Source organism: Methylomonas sp. TEB, from assembly GCF_047777895.1.
In the GTDB taxonomy this organism is placed as follows: Bacteria; Pseudomonadota; Gammaproteobacteria; order Methylococcales; family Methylomonadaceae; genus Methylomonas.
On the sequence record NZ_CP180476.1, the window covers coordinates 2,114,994 to 2,134,490 of the forward strand.

15 protein-coding genes are annotated in these 19,497 nt (G+C 51.5%); 6 read left to right on the forward strand and 9 right to left on the reverse strand.

Annotated elements, in window-relative coordinates; translation table 11 throughout:
• Positions 1-120 precede the first annotated feature (120 nt).
• The 5 genes from ACMXD4_RS09600 to ACMXD4_RS09620 form a co-directional block, all read right to left on the reverse strand.
• Positions 121-1,650, reverse strand: a complete 1,530-nt coding sequence (locus ACMXD4_RS09600; RefSeq protein WP_415880601.1) for a tetratricopeptide repeat-containing sulfotransferase family protein — start codon at positions 1,648-1,650, stop codon at positions 121-123.
• Positions 1,651-1,891: 241 nt separating this feature from the next.
• Positions 1,892-2,608: a VPLPA-CTERM sorting domain-containing protein gene (locus tag ACMXD4_RS09605; RefSeq protein WP_415880825.1), complete on the reverse strand. Its 717-nt coding sequence runs from the start codon at positions 2,606-2,608 to the stop codon at positions 1,892-1,894.
• Between the two features lie 691 nt (positions 2,609-3,299).
• A complete protein-coding gene (locus tag ACMXD4_RS09610) occupies positions 3,300-6,557 on the reverse strand; it encodes a DUF3570 domain-containing protein (RefSeq protein ID WP_415880602.1) in 3,258 nt (1,085 codons plus the stop codon).
• Complete coding sequence (locus ACMXD4_RS09615) at positions 6,526-6,750, reverse strand: DUF4266 domain-containing protein (protein WP_415880603.1); 225 nt, start codon at positions 6,748-6,750, stop codon at positions 6,526-6,528. Before ACMXD4_RS09615 ends, ACMXD4_RS09610 begins: the two co-directional genes overlap by 32 nt.
• A 17-nt stretch (positions 6,751-6,767) precedes the next feature.
• On the reverse strand, positions 6,768-7,259 hold the full coding sequence (locus tag ACMXD4_RS09620) for a TlpA family protein disulfide reductase (protein ID WP_415880604.1): 492 nt from the start codon (positions 7,257-7,259) through the stop codon (positions 6,768-6,770).
• Between the two features lie 438 nt (positions 7,260-7,697).
• On the opposite strand from ACMXD4_RS09620, the gene ACMXD4_RS09625 reads away from it, so the two are divergent.
• The 3 genes from ACMXD4_RS09625 (at position 7,698) to ACMXD4_RS09635 (ending at position 12,034) form a co-directional block, all read left to right on the forward strand.
• Positions 7,698-8,459 carry a hypothetical protein gene (locus ACMXD4_RS09625; protein ID WP_415880605.1) on the forward strand — a complete coding sequence of 254 codons (762 nt, stop codon included), beginning with the start codon at positions 7,698-7,700 and terminating at the stop codon, positions 8,457-8,459.
• A 446-nt stretch (positions 8,460-8,905) separates the two neighbouring features.
• Complete coding sequence (locus ACMXD4_RS09630; RefSeq protein WP_415880606.1) at positions 8,906-11,209, forward strand: cytochrome c peroxidase; 2,304 nt, start codon at positions 8,906-8,908, stop codon at positions 11,207-11,209.
• Positions 11,210-11,284: 75 nt separating this feature from the next.
• Complete coding sequence (locus tag ACMXD4_RS09635) at positions 11,285-12,034, forward strand: hypothetical protein (RefSeq protein ID WP_415880607.1); 750 nt, start codon at positions 11,285-11,287, stop codon at positions 12,032-12,034.
• Between the two features lie 48 nt (positions 12,035-12,082).
• On the opposite strand, the gene ACMXD4_RS09640 is transcribed toward ACMXD4_RS09635, so the two are convergent.
• The 4 genes from ACMXD4_RS09640 to ACMXD4_RS09655 form a co-directional block, all read right to left on the reverse strand.
• Entirely contained in the window at positions 12,083-13,054 is a 972-nt protein-coding gene (locus ACMXD4_RS09640; protein WP_415880608.1) for a 2-hydroxyacid dehydrogenase, read from the reverse strand.
• A 57-nt stretch (positions 13,055-13,111) separates the two neighbouring features.
• Positions 13,112-13,960 (reverse strand): hypothetical protein, encoded by an 849-nt coding sequence (locus ACMXD4_RS09645; RefSeq protein ID WP_415880609.1) that lies wholly within the window; start codon positions 13,958-13,960, stop codon positions 13,112-13,114.
• Positions 13,961-14,098: 138 nt separating this feature from the next.
• Positions 14,099-14,635, reverse strand: a complete 537-nt coding sequence (locus ACMXD4_RS09650; RefSeq protein WP_319963184.1) for a hypothetical protein — start codon at positions 14,633-14,635, stop codon at positions 14,099-14,101.
• Between the two features lie 342 nt (positions 14,636-14,977).
• A complete protein-coding gene (locus ACMXD4_RS09655) occupies positions 14,978-16,144 on the reverse strand; it encodes an aminotransferase class V-fold PLP-dependent enzyme (protein WP_415880610.1) in 1,167 nt (388 codons plus the stop codon).
• A 207-nt stretch (positions 16,145-16,351) separates the two neighbouring features.
• On the opposite strand from ACMXD4_RS09655, the gene ACMXD4_RS09660 reads away from it, so the two are divergent.
• From ACMXD4_RS09660 to sucD, 3 genes are all read left to right on the forward strand, one after another.
• The gene (locus ACMXD4_RS09660) at positions 16,352-17,305 is read left to right on the forward strand and encodes an HpcH/HpaI aldolase/citrate lyase family protein (protein ID WP_415880611.1); all 954 of its coding nucleotides are present in this window, start codon (positions 16,352-16,354) and stop codon (positions 17,303-17,305) included.
• A 92-nt stretch (positions 17,306-17,397) separates the two neighbouring features.
• Positions 17,398-18,579 carry a malate--CoA ligase subunit beta gene (locus ACMXD4_RS09665; protein ID WP_033156533.1) on the forward strand — a complete coding sequence of 394 codons (1,182 nt, stop codon included), beginning with the start codon at positions 17,398-17,400 and terminating at the stop codon, positions 18,577-18,579.
• A gap of 9 nt (positions 18,580-18,588) precedes the next feature.
• Positions 18,589-19,476, forward strand: coding sequence for a succinate--CoA ligase subunit alpha (gene sucD / locus ACMXD4_RS09670; protein ID WP_415880612.1), 888 nt, complete (start codon positions 18,589-18,591; stop codon positions 19,474-19,476).
• The last annotated feature ends 21 nt before the right edge of the window (positions 19,477-19,497 follow it).

Sequence of the window (19,497 nt, forward strand, 5' to 3'; positions counted from 1 at the left end):
CGACGTAACTGTGTTCAGTTGATGTGGATCGGCTGTTCTAGGTTAATGGCTGGCAAAACCAATCGCTTTGAGTAGGCCGGGTTCCGGGATATGAATCCCGTCCCCAGTGCTCAATTAAAACTAATTTTCGTAGCCAAACTCGTTTATAAATGGTTGCAGTTCAGGCAGGATGGAAGTGTATTCCGCCCGATAACGCTGCCATCGGCCAACTGATGATGAATATAAAGGTTGCGCGACCTGGCTAAAACTAGGGCTGGCGATGTACTTGCCGGCTGCTTTTTTATGGAATTCAGTAACCCCAGGATCCCACTCCAAACCAATAAAATCAAATACCTTTCGGAATGCCGGTTCGAAATCAAATACCGCGTCTTCGTATCGAAACTCGATAAAACCCATCGTTAGTTTGGGTTTGATAGTCAGCCACCAGTCCATGACTTGCGCATAAAACCGCGCAGTGCTTTCCCAGCTTAGCAATTGCACCGTTGATGGCGTCGGCAACATGGTTTGCATGAAGCAACTCAAGCAAACGTCACGCGGGTCGCGCAACAAAAATACCAGCTTGGCGTCCGGGAAAATGCAGTTGATCAAGCCCAGATCGATGGTGTTCATCGTGGTTTTATCCAGCAATAATCGGGTGCCGATCTTATCGCCATACAAGGCGCGGGCCCGGTGCCAGTAAAACGCACGTAAGTGCAGCACGCCTGCTAAATCGAGCTTGCGTAGTTGCTCGGCAACGCTACCTTGTCCATTCGATATTCGCTTAAGTTCCTTCGCCATCGAGATAACCAAGTCGGTTTCGTCAGCGACAAAAATTTCCGGATGGGCGGCCAGCACTTCTTGGGTCAGGGTAGTGCCGGTGCGCATAAAACCCAACAGAAAAACCGGTGCGGGTTGGTCGGTGGGGAATTCGGTATTGGCCCAGCGACCGAGTAGTTCGCTATCAAATTCCGTCTTATGCGTTGCTAGCATTTTTGGCACTAAACCGGCGTCTTGGCGTTTTACTTCCGCCAGACGCGGTGCCTGTTCGGCAGCCGCATGCAAATGCGGGAAAACCCGTTCATATTCTCCAAGCTTGTCCAGGATGCGGGCCAACTCTTTATGGGCCCGGAACCTTTCTTCGGTGGTCAATAAGGCATTTTGCAATACCTTTTCCAAACGTTGTTTGGCTTCTTGGTTCAGGCCATCGGCAGCTTCCAGAGTGGCGAGTAATATCGCCAATACTGCGCTGTTCGGCGCCAATTTCAATGCTTGTCTACCGGCTGCGAGGGCGAGTTTTTTTTGATTTAAACGAGAATAGGTCAAGGCCAGCAATTGATAGCCGCGCAATTGCCCCGGATTGATTTGCACAGCTTGTTTGCATAGCGCCAGTGCACCGGGAAAATCGTTCCAATACTGCAATTGGTCGACCATATCCAGAGCCAGGCCGATGTCGCGGCTTTTTCGGGATTTTTTTAAAAGCAGCTGCCCGGACTGATGAAGGTGCGCCAAGCCTTCCTCGCGCTGCCCCAGCCAGCATAGCGATTGTCCCAAGCAGGCCTTGATTTGCGGATCTTTAGGGCTTTCCGCCGCTGCCTTGGTAAACCATACCACCGCTTCGCTGAAATTTTTTTGTTGGACGGCGGCTTGGCCGAGTTGCATGAATTGGGGCATGGTGAGTATGGTTTATTGATTCAGGCTTCAAAAAAGTTTTTGAGATGGGGGCGGCCAAGTTTGGCGAATACCCGCCATGTGTTTTTGATATTTTACTTTAGGGGTGAGAGAGTATGACACTCAGGCGTAAGAGCCAGGGAAAGATTCTTAAGATTATTATGATGTCATGATGTTTGCCCAGATAACCTGCTCGACCGCGCATGGGCCGAACAGGTTGAGATGGCTTAAAGGCTTTGATGTGTTATGCCAGTGTACGTTTACGACGTTGCAGGCCAACAAAACCGGCTAAAGCGCTACCAAACAACCATACCGCGCCCGGCACGGGAACGGCCGCAATCGTCAGTTGATAGTCGTTACGGGTTTCGATCCAGTCGCCCCCCTGAAAGCCGCCAAGCATGATGGTGTATATCTTGCCGGCCTCGGCGGTGAATGTAGCGCTATTGCCTACAACATCATCCAGTATCAGGGCGGTGAGTCCGCTGCCGCCGAATGGATTGGGGTCGGTAATTTGGGTGTCATTATTACCTACCGCTTGCGCGCTGGCTGGGTCAATCGAATGCCAGGCGCCATGGTGGGAATAGTTGGTGGTCCCGGTGTTTTTGCCTTCAAACACCGTAAAGCCATAGTCCGGCGTTTCGTTAAGTGTACCGTTGCCCAGCAGGCTGGAAATAGAAAGGGTGACGGTCTGAGTGACGTTGGATTTGAACAAACCGATGTCGGTGTCGTGCTTCCAGCCGTCGCTAGCGCCGTCATGCCATGCGCCTTTAGCGGTATCGATATCCGCATAGTTGAACGTCGTGCCGTCCGCCAGGACAGTACCGCCGTAGCGGGTGTTGGAATCCAGTCTGGATACTACTGCAGTTTCGCCGGCGCCAATGACCGCCGTCCAGTTTAATGTCTGTGTGCCGGTATAGTTGAAGTTCGCATCAGTACGCGCATCGTTACCAACCCAGGGCACGGCCGCATTTCCTGCGCCTCCAGAGGTAACTTTTGTTGGATTGTTGCTGGTGGTTGGGCCATTGCCGCAAGTGCTGCCCGCCGAACCGCAGGCGTTTGTGCCGGTTCTCATCCAGCCGTCGGTGCCGTTGCCGCCGGACACCAGCGCGTTAGGCGCTGAACGGTCATGGTTGAAAGCGTTATAAGAGACAGTCGCCGCAGCGGCGTCTGTGCTGGAAACAGCGGTAATAGCGATGCCGGTCATAGCAAAAGCGATGGCCTGGGATAACTTGGTTTTTAGCATGTAATTCCTCGCATTAAATAGGTTTGCCGACTGGAAAGGGGGAGGGTGCCGGCCTTAGGTATATTTAGAAGCATGTGTGGCGGCGCTGAAGCTGTTGTAAAAGTTTGCTAACAACGACGAGCACTTTATGTCTTCTAAGTAATGTGTCTGAGTAAGACACATTGTGTTCAAAGCACATAGTGTGCCATTCGTAAAGCAATGAAATATAAAGAAATAAGCGTCTTTGATTGTTTGAGGTGTGTGATATGCCGCACTTTGCGTGAAATGGCCTAGTTTCAACAGAAACGCTATTCCAGTTAGCGCGGAAGGCTGTTTTGGCGATACTTGAATAGCGAACGCTTATGAACGTTGTGAGAAATATCGGGGTATCTGATGCCGGATTAAAAAGTGGGCTAAGCGACCTGCACACTCAAAAGCCGAAAGTCCATGTCGCATTTAAGGTGCCTTCTCTTTCAAGCTGGTGCCCATTGAAATCGTTAGCAATCGGTTGCAGCCACTCGATGCTGAAATTATGGCCGGCAAGTGGGCCGTTAGGGAGGGTGGCGTTTAAACCCAAACCGACGTCCCAAAAGCGTCCGCCATAGTTGCCGGGGTGATCTACTGTCGAGTTCAGCGAGTGATTGCGGTTGAATTGGCCTTTAATCGCGCCTTGTTCGGAATAAATGCCGCGAACCGAGGTAGAAAGCCAATTTAATACTTTGTAGCTGCCCCAAGCGGTAGATTGGAATGCGTCGCCCAGAACATAACCAACACGATTCCTATCCTGCATACGTTTGATGCCGCTCATTTGTGCGCCCCAAGACCAGTCCTCGAATTCCCCAGTATAGGTCAAGCTGGGTCTGAAATCCCAAGTGCCGCTACCGAGCTGCATACCGTAATCCTGGACTTGGCTGGTCAGGGCGTCTTGCCCGTCTACGGTTACTTCGTTACTACCGGTTGGCGCACTAACACCCAATCCTACATGCAGGTGATGGTTAGGCGTATCGAAGGTCTTAAACATGGCGGTCATAATCGTATCGCCCAGCCCGCCGCTACTATGGCCGCTGCCATGTTCATTGGTAGCGGTGGAGCCGGGTATGTTCGATAGCGACATTTTCATGTCCATGATTTGTGGCATCAGCATCAAATTCAGCCAATCGGTGGGCGCGTACATGATGTCTAGCATGTGCATATTCATGCTCATTTCGCTGGGACGCGAGGCGCATTGGTAGTTGCCGCAGGCTGAGTTCAACAAAGATGCATCGTTCACGGTGCCCGAGCCATATTGCATACCGCCGGTTTGATTGGTGTAGGCGTACCGATAGCCGACCATCAGCTCGCCGGGCGTATTCATCATATGGCCGAACATAACGCCGGCGGGTAGCGGCGCACCGTGGTCATGATGCAGGTGATGGGCATGTTCGCCCGACTGCGAACTTAACGCGGACAGATTGACGTTCAATCCGCCATGCACCATGTAATAGCTGTAGTCCGCGTAACTGTTATCCAGGCCACCGCCCAGTTTCAAGCCGCTTTGCCGCGTGTAATACTCAAAGCCGGCATCCAGCGTCACCCCTTTATTGAATTGTTTGCTGAAGGTAATGCCGCCGCTCAAGGCACCAAAATCGGCTAGGCGAAAATCGCTGGAGTAGTGGCCGTCGGCGCGCGGCGCCAAAAAATACGGCGCAAAAAATTCGGCTTGCGATTGCGAGTAATAGCGAAAACTCGGCGTAACGGTAATGCCCATCGGCAAGGATTGATACCATTTGAGCTCAACGGTATGCGAATTTACCCCCCAGTCGTCCGCGTAAAAACGGTAATCAAAATGTACCGAGGCATCCAGGGAGGGAATATATTGGTTGATGCGGTTGGAAATAGACCATTGATTACGTAGGTCCGGCCTTACTTCCCGAAACAGCTCGGTACCGACCATTTCCAGTTTGGTGATGGCATGCCAGTCGATAGGCGCACCGTTAGAGCCTTGATAGATTTGATAATATTCTTCCGGCGTCACTTCGCCGCGGATGTAGACGTACTTATAAGGGTTGCTTAAATAGCCGCTTTGCCGCGTGTAGCTGGCGGACGAATGGAACAAGGCGTTTTTGCTTAAAATTTGCGAGAAACCTAGATTAAAACCATGGGATGCGCTGGTCTCATTCAGTGCTTGATAATTGGGAGAATTGTCATGGTCGCCATGGGTGTGTTCGTCGGCTGAGCCGTGGGCGGCGTCGGTGCTGCGCGTAATTTGATTGCTGGCAACATTATAGCCGGCTGATACGGTACTTAATTTGTTGTTAAATTCGTGGCTTAAAGTCACCGACCCAAAATTGGAGATAAAGTCTGGTTCTTCGGACATGCCGCCGGAAAATGCCAAGGTGTTGTCGGCAAAATAATATTTGCCGCTGAAAGTCGGCATGGTGCGGGTTTCCAGCGGTTGCTGCTGATATTTCTGCACGATGGAGGACATCGGCGGAATCATCCGATTCAGGACATTTCTATACGCATCGATCACCAGCTGTTGAAACAAGTTGGCCTGCATGGCATTGATGGCTGAGACTTGTTGATTGTATTGGGCAATGGTCGCGGCGTCGGCGCCGGTCAGCCGGGAATAACTGACGTCATCCAGGCGCATTTTGTAGGGGAGTCCGGGGCTTACAAATGAATCAGGCTCGCCAACAAAATGAATCCAGACCGCGTAAATGTTTTTAAAGTCGTTGCCCAGCACCATGACGCCGCTAAAGCTGTCCGTACTGGTGTTGTTAACATTTTTGTAAGCTGCCCGTGTCGCATAGTTGGTGCCGTCACCGCTGGATAAATTGACATTTTGCGCTTGGCTGAAGCCTAAAATTTCCCAACTGCCTGTTCTCCTATTGCCATTTGCTATCCCCCAAGGGGCGGAAAAACTCATGGAATTTAAATCGAATGCCTGTCCGTCCTGAGCGCGAATATAGATGCCTGAAGAGTCATTGTGATAAGCCACTTGGTACAAAGGCGTGACGCCGTCGGCGGCAATGCCGTTCAGTTCCTGATGCAAATGGTTGGTGGGGTTGCTGTCGCTTACTACACCGGTCACGAATCCGGACTCCGCGTAACAGTCGGCGCAGAGGCCGGTTGCAGCAATATTGGCATGGCCGCCGTATGCCGCTTGACTCATACCGTCGAAATTAATTGTGCCGCTGCTGGGTGATGGCGCTATCGACAATCCTGCTTGGTCTTTAAGAGCGTTAACCGTGGATAAAATTTGCGCTTGGCCTGGATCGTAAACATCCTTAAAGGCTTGAAAATTGTTTAGTCCGGCTGGGGTGGTGAGTGTTGCTGCGCTAACACCGGAAGAAGCCGCCGAGACAATGTCCACCAAGCTTAATATGCCATCGTTATAGTTTAGCTGGTTTGCCATGGCCGCCGGCATGCTGAATGCCGGCGTTGCCCCGCTATAGGTGTCCCGGTCTATGCTAAACGACAACTCAAGCGTGTCCTTATAAGGCACGGTAAAGTCGGCGTGATAGACGTCAACCGCCATACGGTTGTCGCTTTCCTGATAGTGGCCGTATTGAAAATTGGCTTCCGCTTGCGTAGCGGGTGTGGCTCCCTGAGCTTGGAGCCCCGGCAGTGCCAGAGCGGCTGAAGTCAGCGCGGCAAGCGCCTTGTGTTTATCGTTAGTTACAGCCACAGCCGCCACCACTGCCATTCAATCCACCTTGAGACGCTTCCTTGCTAGTGAAAATATGGTCTCGGAAATGGCTTAAGTTTGGTTTAGGATTGAGCGCCATATCTCTTTTGGCTAGATTCCCTCTTTCCCAGGGCGAAACTTCGGCGCATCCTGCAACAACACAAATGCCGCATATCAACAAAAGCATAAAAAGCCTATTCAACTGGTCCATTGTTGTTCTGAAATCCCTCAGTGGCTGAGTAAAGATTTGATTTGCTCTCTCAGTAGCGCCTGATCGCTATCGCGGAAGCCCAGATGGATTTTTCTGACTATGCCGGATTTGTCGAGCAAGTAAGAAGAGGGCATGGCTTTAACAGCGTATATTTTCGGGCATTCGCCTTGCGGGTCGAAGGCAATCGGGTAATTTACTTGGTGTTCAGTTAAAAACTGGCTCACCGCATCACGGTCTTCATCGAGATTAACTGCTAACACCTCGAAGCCGTCCTTGCCCAACTCCTGGTGTAGCTCATTGAAGAAAGGCATGGATTTGATGCAGGGCGGGCACCAAGTGGCCCAAAAATCCAGTAAAACCACCTTGCCTTTGAAGTTGCTTGGATCTACTGATAGCTTGTTCTCTGAGAACACGGCCGGACAGGCAGGGGCGGGTTGGCCCAGTTCGGCTGCGATTGTGGAAAAACTGCCAAGCAATAATAACGGGAAGAAAAAATGCGCTTTGTTCATAAGTTGCAAAAGGAATAGGAGTGGATTCCTGTATGCAGGAACCGTACCTATTTAAGATTGGGGGGCAGATAAGCGGGTTGCGCTTGGAATTGGTGATAAGCGAGTCAGATTTGTGTGGTGTTCAGGCTCGCGGGCTGAGTTTTGCCTGGGATGGTTGCGGGGCATATCAAGCACTATGCGTAAGTTATTTAACATAGTTCATTTTATTAGCGTTTTTACTGAGTTGATTTGGCGGAGGCGTTCGAGCTTATTCGGTATGATTTTTAAAGGGTTAAGGAATGTGGTCTGGCTTTTGCTTTAGTGTTTTTACGGGGATTGTCAGGAGTTGGCGATTGTGTCGTCAATCGTTAAGTAATTCGTTGGAATTTTTAAGTCAAAGGATGACGCTAGAGCAAATTTCAAATTTTTAAAATTAACCCAAGAAAGGAGATTTGATAGATGAATCAGTTAAGCACAATCAGCGCATTACTGCTTGCAGGTATGGCGTCTGTGTCGGGTGCGGCTTCCGCGGCAACGACTACCACCACCATCAACTTTGATGGCATGAATCAAGCAGCCTACGGCGGTCATGCCAATACTGCCGCGACCGGTGTCTGTGCAGACTGTTATGCCGAGTCTGGGTTTGTGATGGGTGTGGTTAGTGACGCTAATCCAACTAACCATTTACATCAGGAATTGAACGATATTGCGCCGGATGGCGTAACGCCGTTGTATGAAGTGGCATATCACAACGACTCTTCAGGTATCTACATGCGTGCTGTTGATGGTAGCGCGTTCTCATTGACGCAAATGGATTTTTCCGCGCCATTTGGAATTAGTGCGGGTAATGCGCGTGCTGGTACTTGGGAAATTTTAGGTTTTAGTCAAGCGGATAACGCCGGTCTATCTGGTGGTAACGGCACCGATTACGCTACTAGAGTGGCATATCAAACTGTCTCCAATACTGCTGCTAATAACTTTAGCGGTACTTTGGTGCTCAATAGCGGGTTCCAAAATATCAGTGCGTTTTGGATTCATTTTCTCGGTGAGCCTGATTCCTTCGTCACAGCCGGACTCCCGTATAAAATGCATTTGGACAATGTCGTGATTGAGCAGACTGCGGCTGCTGTGCCTGTGCCAGCTGCTGTCTGGATGTTTGGTAGTGGGTTGTTGGGGCTGCTGTCTTTCGGACGGAAGAAGAATAGTCCATTAGCAGCGTAAGCCGACTATTAACCCGCCCCTATTTGCCAGTATTGGTATTCCGTTCGTAGCTTCAGGAGCATAAAGGCTGAGCTAGTCGAAGCTCATGGGGTGTGTCATCCGGCAGGCTCAGTGCGATACGGGCCGGGTTAATAAGTGATCTATTGCTGTACGTTGGAAGGGGTGGCGGGTAACGCCACCCCTTTTTTTTGAGCAGATTTTAGGGGGGCTAGTGGCATCGTTTTGCGCTTGCCGGCTTCTATCCACTGTCCGCTCAATTCCTGATTCGGTATTTGCCTGGATGTATCGATCAAATTGTGTCAAATGACGCATTGCCTACTTCAGATACGCTGCTGGAAGTGTTGAGATCAATATAACCACATGTTTTAAATAGTAATTATGTAAATGGTTTTATTTTTGCTTATTGACTTCAAATTTAAAAAAGTTTGCATTTAGACGAGGTAATTATGCGAGTTATGAATAAGTTGGGTTGGACAACCGCAGTCTGGCTATTTTGCTTGCCGTTAGCTTTCGCTCACGGGCCGCAGCCGATGCCGTTGCAGAACGTGCCGATACCAAAAGTGGCAGGTACGTTGGGCGAGTTGTCGGTAAATTTTTTACCGACGGATGGTAACGATCCAATTGTGGTGGATAAACAAAAGGCGATTGCTTTAGGTAAGGCTTTGTTTTGGGACGTGAATGTCGGCAGCGACGGCATGGCATGCGGATCCTGTCATTTTCACGCCGGTGCCGATAACCGAGTGAAAAACCAAATGAACCCTGGTCTAAAAGGTACGACAGCGACTGCCGAAACGTTTGAGCGTTTGCCTTCCGGTGTCGATAGCGGTGGCCCAAACTACACGCTTAAAACCACGGATTTTCCAACCTTTCGTTTTAATAATCCTTTGAACAAGGCAAGCGGCGTGTCTTTTGCGACGGACGATGTGGTTTCATCATCCGGCACCTTCAGCGGCAATTTTACCGGCGTATCAAAATTTACCGGCGAGCAAGATCAATGTGCCCGTTCCGCAGACCCGATATTCCATGTCGATGGTACCGGAACCCGCCGGGTGGAGCCCAGAAACGCCCCGACAGTGGTAAACGCCATTTTCAATCATAGAAATTTTTGGGATGGACGAGCCAATAATACCTATAACGGCGTTAGTCCCTGGGGCGACCGCGATCCCGACGCGGGCGTTTGGGTGAAAACCGGTGCCAGAAGCGCCGCCAAACAGAAGCTCAGGCTGGAAAATGCGTCACTCGCGTCATTGGCTATGGGGCCGGCATTGAGCGATGTCGAGATGTCTTGCGTCGGCCGCAAATGGCCAAATATCGGCAGAAAGTTGCTATTGCGCCAGCCCCTGCAAGGTCAGAAAGTGCACAACCAAGATAGCGTTTTGGGTGCGCTGAGTTTGAGTACGCCGGGCAGCCTTAAACCCGGTTTGAATACAACGTATAAAAACATGATTATGGGAGCTTTCAACCCGAAATTCTGGTCGTTTAGTACGACGGGCCCGTTCGGCGCGCCGGCGGGACAAGAGCCCTACAATCAAATGGAAGCCAATTTTTCGATGTTCTTTGGTATCGCTTTACAGCTGTATCAAGGCACCCTGGTGTCCGATCAGGCGCCTATTGATTTGACCCCGCGCGATCCGATTACGCATATGCCGACCTGGGAGGGCATGGGTAAAACGCAGGCGGAAATCGATTCTTTAAACAATGGCTTAGCAACATTCACCAACAATCACTGTAATTTGTGCCATTCCGGTCCGACCTTGACCAGTGCGGCGGTTGCGGTCAATAGCTTGCTGAGCGATGAAACTCAAAACGGATTTTATGGTAGCGATTTGTCGATACCTTATGGGCTGGACGCTCTTGGACCTGATGGAGGTGCAGCTGCTGCCGGGATTAGCCCGCACGTCAGCGTGGTAACACGTAATACCACTGTCGGCGGTATTAAACTGATGGATCTTGGTTTTGCCAATACCGGCGTGGCGGATCCGGCGGCTGATCCGGGTTTGGGTGCTTTAGACGATTTTGGTAACCCCTTGTCTTATTCGGATCAATACGTTCAGTATTTACTCGGAAATTACGCCAACATAAAAGACAAAGTTGTTAAAAGCGTGCGCAGCTGCGATTTTCTGGTCGAAATTGCCAAAAATGTTACGACAACCAACCTGGTGACATTCACGGTTCCCAACGGCATTCAAGCGGATGGCTCCCGCGAAGGTGTTCTAAAAAATCAGGATTGCATCAACGATTATGCGTTAAAAGGGAATATACCGACAATTGCCGCAGCCAATGCGTCGTTAACGTCGGCGCCATTAAAGTTGGGTGTCGCCAAAAAGGCCGCGTTCAAAATCCCGGGCTTGCGGAATATCGAACTGACTGGTCCGTATATGCATAACGGCAGCATGTCGACGCTGGAGCAAGTGATTGAGTTTTACTCAAGAAAAGGCAATAACGACAATCCGGATAGACATACCTTGGTTTCCAATATCGCCCTGGCAAATGCGCCCGATCAGCGCGCCGACTTGCTAGCGCTACTGAAGACTTTTACCGATGAGCGAGTGCGTTATGAAAAAGCGCCTTTCGACCATCCGGAAATCAAAGTACCCAATGGGCATGTCGGTGATCATACTGCGGTGACGGCGGGCCACCCGTTGAATGCCGAGTTGGCCATCGAAGAATTCCTGGTGATTCCGCCTGTAGGGGCAAATGGTTCACAAACGCCGTTGTTACCGTTTGAGAGCTATTTACAAACCCCTTAAGTTATTAGTGCCGTCACCCAAGCCGGCATGTTGTCGGTTTGGGTGCGGATTATTCAGTTGCCCTAGGATTTAGAAATGAAAATATCGAGTAACAAGCAAAAACTTTTGAACAGTCTGGCGGTTGTGGCTGCATTAAGCGTCGGCCAAAGCGCGCAAGCGAGTAGTTCATTCAGCAGCCAAGCGACTATTTCGTTTGCCACTGGTGGTCTGGCGAATGGGATAACGGCGACCAGTTCATACGCCCCAACCGATGCGGGGTTCTCCTACGTTTTTGCTGCGCCCGCTAGTGTGGGTGCTGTTGAGCCGGCTTCCGATAATGCCGTAGCCGTGCCCTCCTTAGGTTTTGGTGTGGCGCATACGTTTGCGGTTAATGGCTACGCTTCAGCGGGAAGTTTTTCATCGCAACATATTGGTTGGTATCAACTGGATTTTTTGAACGAAAGCTCCCAGGATCAGCAAATAGCGCTGACTATTAACTACACGCTGCAAGCCGCTGCTCAAGGCAATGCCGATACGGATGTCGTTCTCGATTTTTCGGATGCGATTTCATCGCAGTTGTTGGGTAATGCATTTTTCAACAATGGCGTACTCAATGTAACGCCTTACGATCCAGACTTAGCGATTGCCGGCGATAATAGTTTTATGACTTACACCTTTACCTTGGCTCAGGGTGAGGCCAGGCGTTTTTATACCGATGTAACAATCAATGGCACCTTGCAGCCCGCTGCTGTGCCGCTGCCTGCCGCAGTCTGGTCATTTTTAGCGGGCTTAATGGGTATATTGGGTGTGAAAAAGCGTAAAAAAGCCTCGGTTAAATTGGCTTAGCACATCTTTGACTTCACTGCGTACTACCTCAGGTTGGGCAGTGAAGCATCAAACTACCCTGTCCGGCAGTTCAGCGCCTGTGAAATAGGCCTGTAAATTTTCCAGCACCTTTTCCCCCATCGCGGTGCGCGTTGCAATCGTGGCGCTGCCCAGATGGGGGAGCAGTGTGGCGTTGTCCAGTGTCAAAAAGCCCTGATCTATGTTGGGTTCGCCTTCGTAAACATCCAGACCGGCGCCGGCGATGCGTTTTTCTTGCAAGGCTTTGATCAAAGCCTTGCTGTCCACCACATCGCCGCGCGCGGTATTGATCAAATGCGCGGTAGGCTTCATTAAATTCAAGGTTTTTTCATTGATTAAATGCCGAGTCTCGTTGCCGCCCGGACAATGTAGCGACACGTAATCGCATCGCGGTAATAGTGCTTCCAGCGTATCGCAACGCTCCGCGTTTAGTTCGTCAACGACGGCGGGGTCTGCCGGACTGGGCTTAAGATACAAGATTTTCATGCCAAAGCCGTGATGGGCTTTGCGCGCCATGGCTTGAGCGATGCGGCCGAAGCCGACTAGTCCGAGCGTGGCGCCGGTGACATCGCTGCTCATCATATGCGTTGGGCACCAGCCGGCCCATGCGCCGGCACGTACTAACCTGTCTCCCTCCGCGCCGCGCCGTGCGGACATCAGTAACAAAGTCATCGCAATATCAGCCGTGCTTTGCGTCAACACGCCCGGGGTATTGGTGACGATCAGCCCCTGTTGTTTGGCGGCGGCAATATCGATATGGTTATAACCCACGCCAAAATTACCCAGGATTTTGCAGCGCTTGTTCGCGACATTCAGCACCTCGGCCGGCAGGGAATCGCAAACGCTGGGGCACACCGCATCGTAATTTTGCAATGCCGCCTTAAATTCGTCAGCACTCAAGGGATGGTCGTCGATATTCAGCGTGACGTCATAAAGGCTTTGCATTTTGGCTTCAACACTTGCCGGCCACCGGCGGCTAAGCAGGACTTTGGGTTTGTTCATGGGATTTCCTATCGTAAAACGTCAGGTACTTTCAGGTTAGAATCGGTTGTGGGGTGATCAAGGATCAACGGCCGGGTTGGAGGTGCTTATGCCGCCATTGCCGTGATCACGGTCGTAGGCTTTCAAGCGCGCCGCCCGCAAACTATTGATGCTGGCGATGTTTTCATCGTGTTGCTTTAGGGATCTTTGCCGCTGCAGGGCCAAATGTTGGTCTTTTTGCTCTTGCAAGGCCATCGCCATCGCCGGTTTTTGGTATTGCAGTTCGGCTTGGCGTTCGGCGATGTTTTGTTCTTGCGCGCGCGCGTCCGTGTTCAGACGTTTTTCCATTAAATCCAGGCCGCGAGCTTGGTTTTGCAGCTGTTGCTCGGTCAGTATTCTGGCGTCATCCAGCTGCTGTTGCCTGAGCCTTAATTCCATTTCCGTGCGTTTGGCTTGCTGTTCGTCTTGGTATTGAGCGCTAATCTGTTCATTTTCGCGTAACGCTTGCTCCCGCTGGTTTTTTAGCAATTCGGCGGCAGCAATAGCCTTGTCATTTTGGATGCGCTCTAGTTCGGCTTGTTGTTTTGTTTGCTGATGATCGTGATAAAGCCAAGAGCCAATTGGAAATAGCAGCAGGGCGGCAATCGCAACTCGTTGCAACCATGTTGATGCAGGATGGCGGTTGATAGCGGCAGGTGGCGATAGATCCTGCGGCAAGCGGCTGGCTGCCAATTTACGATCATAGGCGATGCGCCGATTGGCGTCGGACAGGATTACAAATGCTTCTCGGGTTCGGTTCAGTGTATCGATGCCGGCGTCGTCTTCGCGTTTTAGCAAATGGCGTTCAATATCCTTGAATGCGCGATGGATTTGTTGGTCGTCGGCGGACTCGGGTATGTTTAACAGTTGATATAGAGTTTTTGCCATATTCGCATCTCCCAACGCTTTGTCGTCTGATGATCGGGAGATAGCGGACTAGCCCCAGACAATGCCGGTGCTGAACAAAGCACCGGCAGATGGGACTATAAAGAATTGAAATTAACAGTGCAAACGCCCGCTAAAAATTTAATCGGCGACGATAGCTAGCTTTTCTTGGTTCCTGCGCAGCAATGCTAGAGAACCCAGCATGCAGCCCAATACGAACCAAGTTAGCGTGGCGAGGGGCATAGATGACAAGGATTTTTCACTAAGCACCGTCACGGATGGCTGATTGATTTGGGCATCTGCGCGTTTTTCCACTAGAAATTGGTAACCAATGTCGGGGATAAATGACCAGGCTCCGCTACTGATGGCGGGATAGTTCATCACGGACCAGTTCATTGCGCCAATTTCGCGCGCTTCTATGGTATTGCCGCGATTTAATCCTGAGGTGTAAATGGCTTCCATAACGCAAGTGTTGATCTGGTCGACGCTATGGTTGCCGGTTAAGCTGCCGGGTAGCCAGCATAGACCGGGTGCTAAAAAGTCGGAATTTGGCGCCAAGCTATTTTGAGTGGCGTTTTTTAGCAATCCTTGATGGTGAATTTCAGTGGGCTCATGTTCATGAATTTCCGCATGAGCAGGAGCGATCAGTGCTGCTAACAACAATAGGCGGTGTCTCATGATTTTCTCCTTTGGCTTTGGAGTCAGAAGATAACTCAAACAAATATCAAGCAATAGCAATGCCCTTATTTAAAAAGTCTTTTATTTTAAGTAATTACTGATGTTTTAATTGTTTTCGATGTGAAAAATCAGGTGTTTTTGGTGTGGAATGGTGCAAAAGATGGTTAGTTTTGGTGCTTAAAGCACAAAACACAGCTGCTTGTCTCGTGTTCTAAAGTACAGGGAAGCGGTATATCCGCCTGTTTTGGGCAGTGATAGGGGGGGGCTAGGGCGGAGAGGATAGCTAGCTGATCGAATGACGGGTGGCTGGTTAAGCAGGCCACCCGCCAAATCTAAGGAATGTTATTTAGCCGTTGAGCGGTAATACTCGATGGCTGCAGCTACGCCGCTGCCGGCTTTGATGTCAAAGCCATGGTCCAGCATAGCCATTTCCACGCCGGCAATCGCACCCAACAAGGAAACATCGTTCATATCGCCAACGTGGCCGATGCGGAACACTTTGCCGGCCACTTCACTCAAACCGGCGCCCAACGAAATGTTGTATTTGTTGTACGCGGTGCTGATGACGTGGCGGGCATCCTTATCGGCCGGCACCACAATCGCGGTGACCGTATCGGAGTCCCAGCCTGCTTGCGCGCAAGTTTGCAAGCCCCAGGCCGCGACTGCACGGCGCACGCCTTCTCCCAGACGATGGTGGCGGGCGTAGACGTTTTCCATGCCTTCTTCCAGCAACAATTCCAGTGCTTTGCGCAGACCATACAACATCGGTGTGGATGGCGTGTAAGGGGTGTAGCCGTCTTTATTGGAGGCTGCCATGTCTTTCAATGAGAAGAAAGAACGCGGGAAGTTGCTGTTATCAATCGCGGCCAGGGCTTTTTGGCTGAAGCCCAGAATTGCCAGGCCGGCAGGTAACATAAAGCCTTTTTGCGAGCCGGCGATGCTGGCGTCCACGCCCCATTCGTCTTGACGGAAATCCAGGCTGCCTATCGAGCTGACGCCGTCGACGAACAGCAACGCAGGGTGGCTTGCCGTATCCAGCGCTTTGCGCACGCCAAGGATGTCGCTGGTGACGCCGGTAGAAGTTTCATTGTGTGTCGCCAGAATGGCTTTGATTTCGCGGTTTTTATCTTCGTTAAGACGCGCCTGCAAATGATCCAAAGGAATGCCTTTGCCCCATTCAACTTGATGAATTTCCACGTCAAAGCCCAGTTTTTTTGAAGCTTCCGCCCACAAATGACCGAATTGGCCAAAGCGGTAAATCAATACCTTATCGCCTTGGTTCAGGCAGTTGGTCATCGCCACTTCCCAGCCAGCGGTGCCGGTGGCGGGGAATACGAAGCATTGGCCGGTTTCGGTGCGGAATACTTTTTTCAGGTCTTCCAGAATCGGTGACAGCAATTTAGGGAAGATAGGCGAACGGTGATCTTCCATCGGCACATGCATCGCGCTCAGAATTTCATGTGGGGTATTGGTTGGCCCTGGAACAAATAGGTGATTGCGACCTGCCATCTGGTGTCTCCTTGGAATTTTGGAAGCTTAGAAAATCGCGGGATGTTGCCACAGAAGCCGTGATTCGGCAAGTCGTTTACTGGCGCAAACCTGCACCGAAGCTGACAAGCGCAATTGACATTGCAGGCCCTGAAAGTAAAATGTCACGTTCTTCAACCCATACATGGCGCGGTTTTTTAGCCGGCCAACCAACCGTAGGAAACATACATGAGTCACACTCTTTACGAAGCTAATGCCCAGCGCGTGCAACGTTGCGAATTGGCGGTACCGGGTTCCAGTCCGGAAATGTTTGAAAAGGCCTTAAAAAGCGGTGTGGACTTTGTGTTTCTCGATCTGGAAGACGCCGTTGCGCCGGACGATAAACTGCAAGCGCGGAAAAACATCATCCAGGCCATCAACGATCTGGATTGGAAAGGTAATGGCATCACGCTGTCCGTACGTATCAACGGTCTGGATACGCAATATATGGTGCGCGACGTGGTTGACTTGGTCGAGCAAGCCGGCGCAAAAATCGACACGTTGCTGATTCCTAAAGTCGGCGTCTACGGCGATGTCTATATGGTCGACGCGATGCTGTCGCAGCTGGAAATGCAGGAAGGCCTGAAAAACAAAATCGGCATCGAGTGCCTGATCGAAACGGCACTGGGCATGGCCAACGTCGAAGATATTGCCAAACAAGGTGCGCTTAGCGGTCGGGTGGAAGCCCTGCATTTTGGCGTCGCCGATTACGCGGCCAGCAACCGTGCCCGTACCGTCAATATCGGCGGTTTGAATCCCGATTACCCCGGCGACCAATGGCACGCAGCGATCAGCCGAATGACAGTAGCCTGCCGAGCCTATGGCTTGCGTCCTATCGACGGCCCATTCGGCGACATCAAAGATCCGGAAGGCTACAAAGCCGGTGCCCGCCGCGCTGCTGCTTTGGGTTGCGAGGGCAAGTGGGCCATTCACCCTTCACAAATCGCGTTGGCCAACGAAGTATTCACGCCGCCCGCTGCGGAAGTGGAAAAAGCCAAGCGTATCCTGGCGGCCTTGCAAGAAGCGGCCGCACAAGGCAAAGGCGCTGCGGCGCTGGACGGTCGTTTGATCGATGCAGCTTCCGAACGGATGGCTAATAACATCGTCCGTGCCGCCGACGCGATTGCCGCCAAAACCAAATAGTCAAACCTAGGTTGGGTGGATACCCAGCTTAAAAGCGTTGCTGGGTGTATCTACCCAGCCTACGAGATTCCTATTAAATCAAGAGAGATACCATGGACATTCATGAGTACCAAGCAAAACAGCTATTGGCCGATTACGGCGTGAAAATAGCGGACGGCGGTTTGGCCTATAGCCCGGAAGATGCGGTGCAACGCGCCCGCGACATCGGCGGCCATGTTTGGGTGGTTAAAGCCCAGATTCATTCCGGTGCCCGAGGCAAGGCCGGCGGTATCAAAGTCTGCAAAACCCACGACGAAGTCAGCGATGCCGCCGAATCCTTGTTGGGTAAAAAACTGGTGACCCATCAAACCGGTCCGGCCGGCAAACAGTGCTTGCGTCTCTATGTCGAAGCCGGCACCGATATTGCCAAGGAACTATATTTCAGCCTGCTGATTGATCGCGCCCAGGAACGGATCGTCATGGTCGGTTCCGCGCAAGGTGGTATGGAAATCGAGGAATTGGCGGAAAACAATCCGGATGCGATCAAAAAAATCTACATCGAGCCTGCGGTTGGTTTGCAGGATTTTCAGGCGCGGGAAATGGCTTTTGCTTTGGGCTTGAATGCCGATCTGATTCCGCAAGCAGTGAAATTGATTCAAGGCTGCTACCGTGCCATGCGCGAACTGGATGCCAATATGGTGGAAATCAATCCCTTGGTCATCACCGGTCACGACGAGTTGATCGCCCTAGATGCCAAAATGGGCTTTGACGACAATGCCTTGTTCCGCCGCCAAAAAATCTCCGAACTGCGCGACAAAACGCAGGAAGACCCACGGGAAATGGCGGCCGCTGACCGAGGTTTGAGCTACGTCGGTCTGGACGGCGACATCGGCTGCATGATCAACGGTGCCGGCTTGGCGATGGCGACGATGGATATGATCAAACTGGCGGGTGGCGAGCCGGCCAACTTTCTGGACGTCGGCGGCGGCGCCTCGGCCGAACGCACCGAAAAAGCCTTCCGGATGGTATTGCAGGATAAAAACGTCAAGGCCATGCTGGTCAACATTTTTGCCGGCATTAACCGCTGCGACTGGATCGCCGAGGGTGTGGTGCATGCGGTGAAGAAAATCGACATGCAAGTACCGCTGGTCGTACGCCTGTCCGGCACCAACGTCGAGGAAGGCCGCAGAATCATCGAAGAAAGTGGTTTGCCGATCATCACGGCAAATACCTTGGCGGAAGCCGCCGAGAAAGCGGTCGAAGCCCGTAACAAAGTTGTAGCCGCGCAAGCTTAAGGAACAGACATGGCAATTTTTATCGATCAAAACACTCGCATCATCGTTCAAGGCTTTACCGGCAAGATTGGTACTTTTCATGCCCAGGAGATGATCGAATACGGCTCTAATGTGGTCGGTGGCGTCACGCCAGGTAAAGGCGGGCAAAAACATTTGGATCGCCCAGTGTTCAATACCGTCAAGGACGCCGTGGAGCAAGCCGGCGCCGAAGCCAGCATCGTGTTCGTGCCGCCGGCTTATGCCGCCGATTCGATCATGGAAGCCGCCGAAGCCGGCATCAAATACTGTGTATCGATCACCGATGGTATTCCGACTCAGGACATGATGAAAGTCAAAATCTTCCTGAGTAAATTTCCCAAGGAAAAACGCATGGTTTTAACCGGCCCTAACTGCGCCGGCACCATCAGTCCAGGTAAAGCCATGCTGGGTATTATGCCAGGGCATATTTATATGCAAGGTAATGTCGGCATCGTTGGTCGTTCCGGTACCCTGGGTTACGAAGCGGCCGATCAAATGAAAGCGCTGGGCATCGGCGTATCGACCTCGGTCGGTATCGGTGGCGACCCGATCAATGGCAGCTCGCACCGCGACATCCTGGAACAATTCGAGCAAGACCCGGAAACCAAAGTCGTGGTGATGATCGGCGAAATCGGCGGACCGCAAGAAGTGGAAGCCGGTATGTTTGCCAAAGAACATATGACCAAGCCCGTTGTGGCCTACATTGCCGGTTTAACCGCTCCGAAAGGTCGCCGTATGGGCCACGCTGGAGCGATTATCTCCTCGGTGGGCGAGTCGGCGGCGGAGAAAGTTGAGATGCTGAAAGAGTTGGGCGTGATTATTGCCCCAACTCCTGCGGCGATGGGTGAGACAGTGGCTAAGGTATTGGCAAAGCTGTAAGTTCCCCACCGCTAAAATAAA

Excerpts from the sequence above, each read along its gene's own strand:
- ACMXD4_RS09600 (WP_415880601.1), bottom strand. The coding sequence starts at position 1,650 with ATGCCCCAATTCATGCAACTCGGCCAAGCCGCCGTCCAACAAAAAAAT.
- ACMXD4_RS09610 (WP_415880602.1), bottom strand. The coding sequence starts at position 6,557 with ATGGCAGTGGTGGCGGCTGTGGCTGTAACTAACGATAAACACAAGGCG.
- ACMXD4_RS09615 (WP_415880603.1), bottom strand. The coding sequence starts at position 6,750 with ATGGACCAGTTGAATAGGCTTTTTATGCTTTTGTTGATATGCGGCATT.
- ACMXD4_RS09620 (WP_415880604.1), bottom strand. The coding sequence starts at position 7,259 with ATGAACAAAGCGCATTTTTTCTTCCCGTTATTATTGCTTGGCAGTTTT.
- ACMXD4_RS09625 (WP_415880605.1), top strand. The coding sequence starts at position 7,698 with ATGAATCAGTTAAGCACAATCAGCGCATTACTGCTTGCAGGTATGGCG.
- ACMXD4_RS09630 (WP_415880606.1), top strand. The coding sequence starts at position 8,906 with ATGCGAGTTATGAATAAGTTGGGTTGGACAACCGCAGTCTGGCTATTT.
- ACMXD4_RS09635 (WP_415880607.1), top strand. The coding sequence starts at position 11,285 with ATGAAAATATCGAGTAACAAGCAAAAACTTTTGAACAGTCTGGCGGTT.
- ACMXD4_RS09640 (WP_415880608.1), bottom strand. The coding sequence starts at position 13,054 with ATGAACAAACCCAAAGTCCTGCTTAGCCGCCGGTGGCCGGCAAGTGTT.
- ACMXD4_RS09645 (WP_415880609.1), bottom strand. The coding sequence starts at position 13,960 with ATGGCAAAAACTCTATATCAACTGTTAAACATACCCGAGTCCGCCGAC.
- ACMXD4_RS09650 (WP_319963184.1), bottom strand. The coding sequence starts at position 14,635 with ATGAGACACCGCCTATTGTTGTTAGCAGCACTGATCGCTCCTGCTCAT.
- ACMXD4_RS09655 (WP_415880610.1), bottom strand. The coding sequence starts at position 16,144 with ATGGCAGGTCGCAATCACCTATTTGTTCCAGGGCCAACCAATACCCCA.
- ACMXD4_RS09660 (WP_415880611.1), top strand. The coding sequence starts at position 16,352 with ATGAGTCACACTCTTTACGAAGCTAATGCCCAGCGCGTGCAACGTTGC.
- ACMXD4_RS09665 (WP_033156533.1), top strand. The coding sequence starts at position 17,398 with ATGGACATTCATGAGTACCAAGCAAAACAGCTATTGGCCGATTACGGC.
- sucD (WP_415880612.1), top strand. The coding sequence starts at position 18,589 with ATGGCAATTTTTATCGATCAAAACACTCGCATCATCGTTCAAGGCTTT.